The following is an 11,759-nucleotide window of genomic DNA, read 5'->3' as shown; positions in this document are numbered from 1 at the left end:
TCCCTGAACAATTCTCGTTAATCGAGAAGTTAAATCAACGAGAGCGTTATCCAATTAGTCTGCTGTGTAGCGTATTCAATGTGCATCGCAGCAGCTATAAGTACTGGGCCATACGGGATACAACGCCGACACCTGAGCAAGTAAGATTAGAAGCTGAAGTTAAAGCCATACATAGAATGAGCGGCGGTTCAGCTGGGGCACGGACAATCGCGGCAATCGCAACGAATAACGATTTTGAATTAAGCCGTTATCGTGCTGCTAAGCTAATGATTAAATTAAAGCTAGAAAGCTGCCAAGTACCTCAGCATTCATATAAACGCGGCGGTAATGAACATCTTGAAATCCCAAACCTGCTTGATAGGCAGTTCGATGTTGTTGAGCCAGATACCGTGTGGTGCGGTGATGTTACATATATTTGGACAGGCAATCGCTGGGCTTATTTAGCGGTCGTTATTGATTTATTTGCGCGTAAAGTTGTGGGTTGGGCAATGTCATTGTCGCCAGATACTAACTTAACGCTAAAAGCGCTTGAACTCGCGTATGAAAGCAGAGGAAAACCGACAGGACTGATGTTTCACTCAGACCAAGGAAGCCATTATACGAGCTTGAAGTACCGCCAACGTTTATGGCGCTATAAAATCACACAAAGCATGAGTCGACGCGGAAATTGTTGGGATAATGCGCCAATGGAGCGATTTTTTAGAAGCTTTAAAACAGAATGGATGCCAAAGGTTGGGTATGAAAATTTTATAGATGCTAAATATAGCGTTAGTGATTATATCAACGGATATTACAACACCGTTAGACCGCATCATTATAATGCTGGTTTAGCGCCAAATGAATCTGAGATTAGATACAAAGACTCTAAAACTGTGGCCAAATTTTATTGACCACTACACTAAAAGAATGTGAAAAATCGGTTTCTTTTATTTATTTAATTACGTTTAAAGATTAGTGCATAAAAATCATTTTAGACCAAAAACTTAGAACCAATTTTTGTAACCAAAGGTACGACAAAATAGCATTAAAAGTACGATAGTAAATGATCAATGGTACGATAGTTTAAGGATTAAAAGTACGATACCCCGTATCAAAAGTACGCGTCTATCCATAACTAAAAGTACGATACTTTGCCTATTACGAGGATACAACGCTCTAGCAAAGCTAAAAAGTGATTTGGTTATTGAATAAAAGTACTTGGGGGAAAGTCTAAACTTGGGTTATCAGATTCTATGAACAGAACTGGATCGAATCTGGCAGAAGCATATGAATCAAAACCGTTATTGGTAACGAAACTTTATAATTCTCTAACAGTCACACAATGCTCCCTCAAAGAATCTAACTATTCCATGACAAACACAAAACCCAACGATGGCATAAAAATGCCATACATTGGGAATCACTCTTAAATGCTTTTTTTTGGGCTACGATACCCAGCAATTACTTTCTAGTCTTGATAAAGCTTTTTTTAGATACTTTTCTTTAATTGAAGCTTTGTGCTCATTCCATTGATGGATAAATAACTTAATTGAATCGAAGTCATTTGGACTATAATTTTCATGCTTTACGACCCAGTGAACAGTAGATAACACTTCCATACTAAGTGGTGTTTCATATCCACGTATCAATTTTTCAACTTTAGAAATAGCCTCATCACTTTCAGGGTGGTTAGACAAATATGCTTCTGCTGCATCCAGTGAATTGTTAATAATAGAGATCTTTGATTTTGCAACACGATCTCCAAAACCACTAATAAAGTGCCCATCAATATGACTTAACACATGATTCAAATTATCCGCATATGGTCCAAAATTATGAGCTTCATACTTAAGTTTAAGGTCGACACCCGCTTCTTGAAGAAAATATGCTAATTTCTGTGCTTCTAATTTAGTACATTCATAACCTTTAGAAGAATAAATACCTAATAATTTAAGTAATAATGCTCGACCCTTGGTCATGTTTGGAGCTTTTGTGTTAATTACAATCTCTTTAGCATCAGGACTACCAAGCGGCTCATAGATGTTAATAGATACATCTTGAATACTACCGAGCTTATCTATAATCATCGACTTTACCGTTTCCCAGTCTAAACCGCCCAAACCTGCACCTAATGGTGGAATTGCAATAGATTTAATACCATATTCCTGTATTTTTATAGCTAAATCATCTAATCCAGACTCGATATACTCGTACTTTGATTTACCTTTCCAGTGATCTTTAGTAGGGAAGTTGATAATAATTTTCCTATTAAACATATCACCTTGTTCGGTGATAAACATCTCGCCTATTTTTACTTCCTTACGATCACAAGCTGATTTGTATTTTTTAAAATTATCTGAAAAAGCCTTTTTAAACTGTAAAGCTAGACCTTTACCCATAACACCAACGCAATTTACGGTATTCACTATGGCTTCAGAGTCATCAAGTATTATATTTCCAGTTCTGTAACTAATCATAACCCCTCCGCTAAAAATACCAACTAAGCTTAATTTCTACACTTGGTTTGTGTACAAGGTGTTGAATCAAGCCTTCAACACGATCTTTCATAATCTGATTATAGACACCGATGGTTTCTATGAGTTCCCAATCTAGTTTGGAGTGAACAAGGAATTCAGATTGCCTTAAGCGCCTTCCATCTACGAAATTGGTCCAATATTTTGCATTAACAACATCCCAAGGTACTTCAGATAGCTCATTGAGGTTATTATAATAATCCGTTAGATCCATAATTCCATGTCCATCAGTAAAGACAAACAACTTTCCAGCCCCTTCAATCGTTTGAGCTGTTGTTTTAAAAAAAACAACTTCAGACATACTAACACCTGGAATGTTTCCCCTATGTACGGCAAAAAGCATCGGGGAACGACTATTAAAGTAAAAAGGCACATAGTCATGGATCAAACCACCAGGAGCAACTGGAACTTTAAAGATTTCCCTATGCCCTTGAACACTATCATATGCGGCACTTCGATAAATTATCGAGCTAGAATCAACACCATTTTTACAAATTACTCCACCAGAGCTAATCAAGCTTGAAAGATTTGAAATGTGAGTAAAATGATAAATAGGTGTTGGTAACGGAACTTGTGCCACTGAACTTTCCTTAAAGACTAGAACTTCTCGATTATACGGGACCAAAAACTTAGACGCTATAGTAGTTGATTAACAAGTATTCCTAATAGCTTTCATAATAGGGCACTTTCATAAGTGTAATAGAAAACGTCCATATTTAATAAGTTTCTATTATTAACAAATAGTGTAACTTATTACCAGCTATGATGAACTTTAAAATAATTAGAAAATTGTCAGACCTGAACAGATGGAAATTAATGTTCATTTTGACCATCACCTTCTTTAACTTCTATTCCAAGCTCCTTAGCCTTTACCTCAAATAAAGCACTACCTCCTGCGGTTATATTAAAAATTAAAACATCTCTATCATCGTAAAGAACTCTTAGTCCCAACAACTCTCTGCAATGTCTTAAGCGCCTTTTAAATTGAGAGATTGTAAGCTTAACCCCAATTCTTTTTTTCATGTTATCTATCGGAAATTCATAACTTGGCTTTCGTCCACAGCACTTTTTGCATACTTCATAAAGCCGACGTTCAAACGGTTTTAGTTTAAAGTAGCCATCGTCTAGTTTGAGCACTTTTCTACTCTCAACCATTGCAAATAACCACTCTGGTAAAGTTACCTCCCAATAAACATTTTCGTTTATTTGGACTTTTCTAAATTCCTCAATCATGGATGTATCTTCAGGAATATTAATATCAGATATAGCTGCATCAGTAGTAAACTTTGTACCCTTTAAACGTTTTAAAGCGTTATCAAGGATTTTATAATCTTTCCCCGAAGTACCTCTATTTGTTGTTTTTAAAAAGTCGTAGCGACAGAACAAAACTTTTCGATTAATCTTAATTTTCATATTTTGCGCGGCCATTAAATGGCTTAAGCAATAGATGATCACCTCTTTATCTTTGACTGTTGCCCGCCCAAATTCACTCGAGGTTATAGTTAAAGAAACACCTCTATACTCGAAGTCAACATAACCTTTTGACTTTCCATCTAAAGCGTATATGGGCCAAAACATAGAGAAAATATCTGACCTTAAAGTTATATACTTCATTTTGCATTCGAAATGCGCCATAACTAGCGTTACTTGTTTCTTGGTTGAGAAGCTAACCAGTTGTGAAAGTCTTCAACAGGAAATAGTAATCGAGCGCCAATTTTAATATGTGGCGGTAATGGGTAATTTCCACAGCCTTGTTTGTTCTTAGAGATTTGATTAAAAAGAGCTTGTTTGCTGATAAAAAGTAAGTCGGCTACTTCTTCTGAACGATAAAATACCTTTTCCATTATATTGACCTCAAAGCGTAAGCGTTGAGCTCAATTATTAGCTCAACACATTATTAATTAGTTGAGCGATAATGGTAATTAAGTGATCAGATAGTTGTCCTTGAAAAGCTAGGGGAACTTTCAGGGGGTTTTTGATGCTTTAGGGACAAAGTGAAATGATTTAGTAAACGAAAATAATAACTTTATGATTTTTATATATTATTTTTTAAAGTGGGGATTGGCTAGTGAAAATGCCTACAAAAAAATTTTCTTGATAATCTTTTTAAGTAGGCTTGTGGAGAGGTCTACGCAATATCACTTACATTTAAGATGAAACAAAACAGCGAAAAAAATCACAATACTTAAAATCAAAGCGCAACCAGCGAGTACAGGAGCCATGTTTAAATTCTGCCTTCTTTTATTGCTGTGAAAAGGTCATTTTTCAGCTTGTCATAACGTCGCGTAGCGCGAATCGCTAACACCATTAAAATCCACATTTGAAACCATTCGTATAATGTCATAGCTGCAATCTCTGCTAATGCTTTGCACTTGAGTATAGAAAAGATCCTTCCCAATTACACAAAGCAATAATCCACTCACTAATATTTTGTTGCTTCTGCTCATTACACCCCATGAAAGGAAATGTGATTTTTTTGCTTCGAGATTTAAAATGACTGAAAGGCTCTAGTCTAATGTCCCAAACCTCACCCATTTCATTTGTTACATCGAAAGCCAGCGCTTTTTGAGAAATCAGAGCAAAAAAGATTTCTTGCTCTGACTGCACTTCTTTCTCAAATGATAGCCCTAATGGCTCACATTCAGCTTCGATACCAGCTAAGCGCGTTTGAAACTCAGTTACAACAGGGATAAATGGTCTTAGCTCAACTTTTTTGTATAGATATAAAAAAAGCACTACATTGCTCCTTAAAATTAGGCATGCCTAATTTTGCTCCCCCTATTCTTTAAGTGATTAGTAATAGGTGTCGTAAAGCTCACCACGTGATTGTGCATCTTCAGCTTCTTCACGCGACATAAATTCACCATCAGCGATAATATTGCCCATACCATCATTCAATTTATCTAGTTGCTCGTTTTCGTTCGACGACTGCTCATCGCTTGGAAAGATACTTACCAGCAAGTAGATAGCCCCGACCAATACACACACAAACGCTTCAAGCATATTCATTCCTCCAAACTAAATTCGTTACAAAAGCAAAAGCTAAGGATTCCTTAGTATCTAGATTCAATTAAAGCTAAGAAACTCTTAGTTTTCAAGCTAAGAACAATAAATAATGAAAACTAATGACGAATCACCATTTCCAAAACGCTTAAAAGAGGCAAGAAAAGCCAAAGGGCTATCGCAAAAACAGTTGGGAATTTTGGCTGGAATGGATCAATTTGCAGCATCAGCAAGAATGAACCAATACGAAAAAGGCGTACATGCTCCTGACTTTAAAACTGTGAAAGCACTTGCTGATATTTTAGAAGTGCCCACTGCTTACTTGTACTGTATTGAGGATAAGTTAGCTGTCAAAATTTTGAATTTCATGGAATGACAAGAAGCTTCAAATATTAGGGATTTATATGAAAAATAATCAAAGTGAAATAATTAACTTCATAAAAAAGAACAAGGAACGGCTCTCAGAAATTACCCAAAATAAATTACTAACAGAATCGCAAATGATAAAATTTGTTCGTGATTGTTCAATTATTGTCAGTGGGGCTGTAACTGGTGATCCAAGTAAATTTAAACAGTTAAATTGGATAAATTCTGATGAATTAGCAGAACAACAAAAAATTTTATTTCACCCATTTCGCCTATTACCTATTTATATAGCCATTGAGCAATGCTCTTTACACATCACTCCTACGTCAACAATTTATAGAGATACCTTTTTTGATTTCCTGAAGCAGTATATGAATAGGCACCCGAAATTAGAAGTTATCAAAGAAAAAGTTAATGAATACGACTTAATATCTAGTTTAGCAATAATACTGGAACCTTTATATTGGCCTTTTATCACATCACAAAAATCATTCAGTACTTTTTATGATGAAACTAAATTTGATAACCTGGTAAATTCCTATCAAAAGGATGTGCATAATTTACTAAAAAAACTAGACGTAGAGTTTTGGTCAAAAGCGCACACAGAGTTGAGATGTATTGCTGCAAAACTTGATGGCAATGAGAACTTATATGTACTTTTACGCCTATCCCCATGGGAAAAAAGAAAAAAATTAAAAAGTCACATAGCGGCAGCTTTGTGGATAAGACACATTGCAGAAGTAATAAGGCTTGGCTTTCAAAGTATCCATGGAGTTGAGTGGCCTGAAGAGGATATTGCTTTTGGGCAATGGCCTAAAGAAGCACGAGAACGAGCATATGGCTCTATTGCTCCAATTAAAGATTCAGCAAAAAGCAAACCACATTTAGCTTTTGAGTTTGGGCTACATACTGGAAGTATTGTTAGATGGTACCTAGAGGGAGAAACTGAATACTTCGCTGCTAATCATATGTTACCTGGTGCATCTAATGTAGGTATTGAACTTATAAACCTCAAAGGTGCTGTAGGTAAAGAACGAGCTAACGCGGCTCTTAGACTCTCCGATAACCTAAAACAAGATAGAAAGCTGAGACGTTTAAGCTTTATTACTTTTGATACTGATGTACGCCCTGTAGTAAAAGCAATCAATCAGCAACTATCTAATAAGGGAATTGTTGGTTATGTTAACGCAAATAGCCCAGATTTTGAGTTTGGAAATTTTACTCTTACTGAGCTTATCAAGGTAGTTTGCCAATTAGAAAGTGAAAACGATAATGATGTTTCAAGAATCAAAGAAGAAGACTGGAGTGAAGTAAAAACTGGTAAAGCATTTGAAGCTAAATATAAATCCTTCCCCTATGTGAGTAATAACGTGCTTAAAGGACCCAAATGGGGCGTCGCTCTTGCAAAATATATGTTAGAAAAACCCTACATAGCTGAAACTCAAACAATTCGCCCTTTTTACGAAACTTTCAGAAACTCTTTGATAGCCCTAAGAGTTAAATATGAATATCAAGAGCAATATTTTCGAATCGAACCAAATACATTTACTTTAAAAAGACTCAACCAAAACGAAAATTAGATTACCCTTACAATACTCTAAATCATCAGTAACATAATGAGGCATCATGAGCAATTGCCTCCTCTTTTCTGGGCTTCGCCCATACCCCGCTATGTAGAAGCCTAAAATAGGCTTGCACATAGCGGGGTATGGGCTCTTGAGCATCTTACACGCAGATTTTTATTTGCAGATTGAAATATTAATTAAAACTGGTAATCTAGATGTTAATCAAGCCCTACGGGCAAGAAAAAAACAGGCGCTTTCCTGCTGCCTTCAACACGTTGTTACATTCTCTGTAACCCCCACTTCAGAAGCTTTCAGCTTCATTATAAAACCAAGTATTTTGATTTTTAGGCGCGATCAGTCCGAGCCTTACGCATGCGTAAAACAGGGGCGAATAGGCGTTAGCCGCTGAGCTTAATCAGCCAGTTTTTCTTACAATCACATCGGAGAATAACTATGACCTTTAATGCTAAAGCAGAAGCACTGCGCCTAAAAAATGAGAAAAAATTGATCAGTAAAAAACGATTTAAGTCATCCAAGCTAGATAAACATGAACAACGACTTTTAGCTCTTTACGAAGAGGGTACGAATATAGCCAACCTACAAAGATGGCTCTTGCGTAAAGGAATGAGAGTACATTGGACAACTGTAAAACGTTGGGTACAAAAGAATGCCTAAGTTCGCAAAACCAGAAACACAAGCGGAGAAGTTGGCTAAAAACTTATATAAGCACAAAATTATTAAATCCCTAGGTACCGCTCGAAGCTATAAAACTGCACTTATAAAAATAGCTCGGTGGTCAAAAGATATTGGAATTAATGGAGTACAGGGCATGAGCCTTCAAGATGCTTATGAATACCTTGATTACCGCAGTGAGTTTGCAGGCCAAAAAACGCTGGATATGGAACGGCAAGCAATTCAAGCTATGTTTAAACTCAACGGCAAACTTGGCCCTAAAGAAACGCTGACTGTAATAAAATCCGAAAAAGAGATAATCGAAAAGTCTCGCGCCTACACTCCAGCCCAAGCTCATGGAATTAGTGAACATCAAACTAGAAAATATAATTTATCTACACAAATAGCCTACGCAGCAGGATTAAGAGCCCATGAGCTATTAACTATAGCTAGAGTATCAGAGCGAAAAGCAGATAGCCGCCCAGCGCTAGACAGCAAATGGCTTGGTCGAGAAGGTTGTATTTATACAGTGAAAGGCAAAGGCGGCCTAATCCGAGATGTATTAATACCTAACGCATTAGCTACACAGCTGGAACAAAGGCGCTTAGCACAGCCTATAACGGTTCGTGATAGGGAAATTAACTATTTGCAACGTTATGATATTGGTGGTGGTCATAAATGGTCATGCTCATTCTCAAAAGCATCTAGTCGTGCCTTATTTTTTTCTAATGGCGGTCACGGCCTCAGGCATAGCTACGCACAAGAGAGAATGGATGAACTTAAAGGTTTGGGGCTTAGTAGGCAAATAGCTCTCGAAACTGTATCACAAGAGCTGGGTCACTTCAGGGCTGAAATTACTGAGGTTTATTTAAAGTAATAACTACCCTGAACTCTATACTGACTTAAAGCTGATTCTGGTTTTTAGTTGAATAGTTGAGTGATAGATATCAAGTCATTATGAATAACAATATTGAGATAGCGACTCAGTGAGTCGTCCCCATCTCTTCAAGTAGGTACGACTTTATTACAAATTGGACGCAATATCTTAAAAGTGTTACTTATATATTTCATATCTATACTTTATTTCTAAGGGTAATGGGAATTGAATACAGGACGTACACATCTTTGGGATCGACGAGTTAGGCGTTTAAATGTAAAAAATCCTAACAAATTTGATAATAGCACCTGTTTTTTTTCTGACTTCACCCAAAATAAGCATATCGTCTTACTTGGCAGCCCTGGTTCAGGGAAGTCCCATCTATTTGAGCATCTTGCACAACTCAATAATCATTTGGTAATAAAGGTAACTTCCTTTTTAAATAAGCCAGCCTCTCTTTTGGGTAATAAGATCTTCCTTGATGGTTTAGATGAATCCAGAGCAGGCGCTGACGGAGTCGTATTAAGCCAAATTGTACAAAAATTATTTCAACTTGAACCGGAGCAATTTGTCCTCTCTTGTCGAGAAAGTGACTGGTATGGAAATGTCGATCTTGATATTTTGAATGATTACTTTGAAGAAGATGTTGTAATACTGCGTTTAGAACCTTTGGATCATTTTGAACAAGTATCGATATTAAATGGTCTAAATATTGAGATTAATACTCAAGAATTCTTTCGCAAATCAAAAGTTTACGGACTATCTGGGCTGTTAGAAAATCCACAGACTTTAATAATGCTTGCAGAATCTGTAGCTGTTGATGGCTGGCCTAAAACTAAGAAAGAGCTATTTGAATCCACAGTAACATTACTTCTTCGGGAGCATAATCAAAAAGTATCAAAAAAAGAGTTAGGTCGATTCGTTCCCCTAGAACTAGAAGATACTGCAGGAGCTATATTTGCGTGCAGACTATTAAGTGATGTAGAGGGTTTTTCGGTTGATGAATCCAACGATAATCTAGTTCTGCCAATTCGTAGCCTTACTGAGCTCGATACAATGGGTATTGAAAAGACAGTTGCTATCCTGAGTCGGAGAATTTGCGCAAAGAGCGATACTGAAGGGGTGTTTGATTATTGTCATAGGACAATTGCTGAGTTTGTAGCTGCTAAATGGATTTCAAAGCAGGTAGATAAAGGGTTGCCGATTGGACGTATTTTATCAATCGTTGGTTTAAACGGATTCCCAACATCTGAATTAAGGGGGCTATTCGCATGGTTAGTAGTCTTTCAACCCAACATAGCAGCGCAATTAATAGCTAAAGACCCTTATGGCGTTTTAACCTATGGTGATCCAACCTCTTTATCTGATAGCAATAAACTCATCTTGTTAGATGCGCTTGCAGAGCACTCTGAGCATAACCCTTGGTTCAGAAACACCTACTGGGATGAACCTAATATAGGTGGATTAATAAGCGATAGATTAGTGCCCAAATTGAAAAGTATATTGCTCAATGAGCAAAGCAGCTTTCAACTTAGAGCCCTTATTTTTGATGCGCTTGAGCAATCTAAACCAATACCTTCACTTCTAGACACTTATAAGCAAGTACTTATCAACACTGATTTTAGTATACGTGATAAAGAGAGCGCAGTAGTTTTGCTGTCGAAATCAGGAGAGCCATCTTATCAATTTGTGCAAACAATATACAAAGGGTTGTTAACACAAAATGATAAAGTTTCGTTGCGAATCAAAACAAAGCTTATATCGAATTTTTTTGGAAGCGTATTTACTTGGAAAGATATTACAAAATTGCTCAATAGCTTAATAGCTTATAACGGGAAGACCGCAATAGGTGAATTCTGGGATCTTGTGGATTTAGCTAGTGAAAAAGAGTCTATATTACTGCTAAATAACTTCCCTAATCAAGATAATGACAATACATATAGTACAGAGCATCGAGAGATAGACTCTGAGCTTCAATACCTACATAACAGCTGGCTCAATCAAGCTCTAAATAGTGAAATTAGTTTCACCGGTAAGGAGCTCCTTAATTGGTTAATGCGTAGTAGCTCTTTAAGAGGAGGTTTTAGCTCTCAGTGGGCTAAAGAAAACACTGCAAAATTAAGAGAAAGAACCCATGAATTGAGAGAAGCCTTTCGCTGTATACTTTTAGATGAAGCCACTGATAGATCTTTAATGTCTAGAATTAACAGATTTCGAAATGATTTCCCTAGAATACTTTCAAATAGTGAGCAACTCTCAGAGGCTTTAAATATACTAAATGATTGCACTACAACACTTGTTGAAGAAATTTACAGATGCGCTTTTCAATTATGTTTTATAGATCCTAAAAATAATATTGAAAATTTTAATTACTTAGTAGATTTCCCAAATAATTCAAATCTTCAGGCAATTGCGGACCAAGAGTTGAGTTGCGAGGTAGAAGACTGGCGATATGAAGATATTGCAAATAGCCTAAAATTTAAAGCCAACTCTAAAAAATCACAAATGCACAATCTTAATCAATTTGAAAGGGAAAAGACCCTTATTGAAAGCGGTGAGCACTTAGATCATTTAGGTTGGCTTGCATATCTATATTACGGGCATTATAGCAATATACCTGAATGTAGGCTTGATGAACCATTAGTTATATTATCAACATACTTCAATGTGTAGTGGTACAGTGATTTTGGCCACCCATTAAGAAAGAAATGTTATGCTAATAAGCATACAAATTTGGGTGAAAAAATGACGAAATTAAAACGC

Annotated in this window: 12 protein-coding genes; 6 read left to right on the top strand and 6 right to left on the bottom strand. The window is 36.6% G+C overall.

Translation table 11 applies throughout. The features are described 5' to 3' along the window. On the top strand, positions 1-890 hold an 890-nt coding region (locus tag DC53_RS01440; RefSeq protein WP_081824603.1), incomplete at its 5' end, for an IS3 family transposase. A 534-nt stretch (positions 891-1,424) separates the two neighbouring features. Here DC53_RS01440 and darG read toward each other — a convergent pair. From darG to DC53_RS01470, 6 genes are all read right to left on the bottom strand, one after another. Beyond that, positions 1,425-2,456 carry a type II toxin-antitoxin system antitoxin DNA ADP-ribosyl glycohydrolase DarG gene (gene darG / locus DC53_RS01445; protein WP_033032044.1) on the bottom strand — a complete coding sequence of 344 codons (1,032 nt, stop codon included), beginning with the start codon at positions 2,454-2,456 and terminating at the stop codon, positions 1,425-1,427. 10 nt (positions 2,457-2,466) lie between these two features. Next, complete coding sequence (gene darT / locus DC53_RS01450; protein WP_033032043.1) at positions 2,467-3,093, bottom strand: type II toxin-antitoxin system toxin DNA ADP-ribosyl transferase DarT; 627 nt, start codon at positions 3,091-3,093, stop codon at positions 2,467-2,469. 233 nt (positions 3,094-3,326) lie between these two features. Further along, positions 3,327-4,148, bottom strand: coding sequence for a replication initiator protein A (locus DC53_RS01455; protein ID WP_081824601.1), 822 nt, complete (start codon positions 4,146-4,148; stop codon positions 3,327-3,329). Positions 4,149-4,156: 8 nt separating this feature from the next. Then, positions 4,157-4,357, bottom strand: coding sequence for a helix-turn-helix transcriptional regulator (locus DC53_RS01460; protein WP_033032042.1), 201 nt, complete (start codon positions 4,355-4,357; stop codon positions 4,157-4,159). A 514-nt stretch (positions 4,358-4,871) separates the two neighbouring features. Continuing rightward, positions 4,872-5,249 carry a hypothetical protein gene (locus DC53_RS01465; protein WP_033032041.1) on the bottom strand — a complete coding sequence of 126 codons (378 nt, stop codon included), beginning with the start codon at positions 5,247-5,249 and terminating at the stop codon, positions 4,872-4,874. Between the two features lie 57 nt (positions 5,250-5,306). Next, a complete protein-coding gene (locus DC53_RS01470) occupies positions 5,307-5,516 on the bottom strand; it encodes a hypothetical protein (RefSeq protein ID WP_033032039.1) in 210 nt (69 codons plus the stop codon). Positions 5,517-5,628: 112 nt separating this feature from the next. Between DC53_RS01470 and DC53_RS01475 the strand changes: the two genes are divergently transcribed. From DC53_RS01475 to DC53_RS01495, 5 genes are all read left to right on the top strand, one after another. Beyond that, positions 5,629-5,892 (top strand): helix-turn-helix domain-containing protein, encoded by a 264-nt coding sequence (locus DC53_RS01475; RefSeq protein ID WP_033032037.1) that lies wholly within the window; start codon positions 5,629-5,631, stop codon positions 5,890-5,892. A 28-nt stretch (positions 5,893-5,920) separates the two neighbouring features. Then, positions 5,921-7,462 carry a hypothetical protein gene (locus tag DC53_RS01480; RefSeq protein ID WP_033032035.1) on the top strand — a complete coding sequence of 514 codons (1,542 nt, stop codon included), beginning with the start codon at positions 5,921-5,923 and terminating at the stop codon, positions 7,460-7,462. Positions 7,463-7,900: 438 nt separating this feature from the next. Next, the gene (locus DC53_RS01485) at positions 7,901-8,122 is read left to right on the top strand and encodes a hypothetical protein (protein ID WP_033032033.1); all 222 of its coding nucleotides are present in this window, start codon (positions 7,901-7,903) and stop codon (positions 8,120-8,122) included. Continuing rightward, on the top strand, positions 8,115-8,996 hold the full coding sequence (locus DC53_RS01490) for a site-specific integrase (protein WP_033032031.1): 882 nt from the start codon (positions 8,115-8,117) through the stop codon (positions 8,994-8,996). Before DC53_RS01485 ends, DC53_RS01490 begins: the two co-directional genes overlap by 8 nt. A gap of 225 nt (positions 8,997-9,221) precedes the next feature. Next, positions 9,222-11,669 carry an NACHT domain-containing protein gene (locus DC53_RS01495; RefSeq protein WP_033032029.1) on the top strand — a complete coding sequence of 816 codons (2,448 nt, stop codon included), beginning with the start codon at positions 9,222-9,224 and terminating at the stop codon, positions 11,667-11,669. Positions 11,670-11,759: the final 90 nt, after the last annotated feature.

Origin of the sequence: Pseudoalteromonas fuliginea, from assembly GCF_000690055.1 — a bacterium.
Classification (GTDB): Bacteria; Pseudomonadota; Gammaproteobacteria; order Enterobacterales; family Alteromonadaceae; genus Pseudoalteromonas; species Pseudoalteromonas fuliginea.
This window is presented reverse-complemented; position numbering and strand designations above follow the sequence as displayed.

Coding starts and splice junctions, on each gene's coding strand:
- darG (WP_033032044.1), bottom strand. CDS start 2,456: ATGATTAGTTACAGAACTGGAAATATAATACTTGATGACTCTGAAGCC.
- DC53_RS01455 (WP_081824601.1), bottom strand. CDS start 4,148: ATGGCGCATTTCGAATGCAAAATGAAGTATATAACTTTAAGGTCAGAT.
- DC53_RS01460 (WP_033032042.1), bottom strand. CDS start 4,357: ATGGAAAAGGTATTTTATCGTTCAGAAGAAGTAGCCGACTTACTTTTT.
- DC53_RS01470 (WP_033032039.1), bottom strand. CDS start 5,516: ATGCTTGAAGCGTTTGTGTGTGTATTGGTCGGGGCTATCTACTTGCTG.
- DC53_RS01475 (WP_033032037.1), top strand. CDS start 5,629: ATGAAAACTAATGACGAATCACCATTTCCAAAACGCTTAAAAGAGGCA.
- DC53_RS01480 (WP_033032035.1), top strand. CDS start 5,921: ATGAAAAATAATCAAAGTGAAATAATTAACTTCATAAAAAAGAACAAG.
- DC53_RS01485 (WP_033032033.1), top strand. CDS start 7,901: ATGACCTTTAATGCTAAAGCAGAAGCACTGCGCCTAAAAAATGAGAAA.
- DC53_RS01490 (WP_033032031.1), top strand. CDS start 8,115: ATGCCTAAGTTCGCAAAACCAGAAACACAAGCGGAGAAGTTGGCTAAA.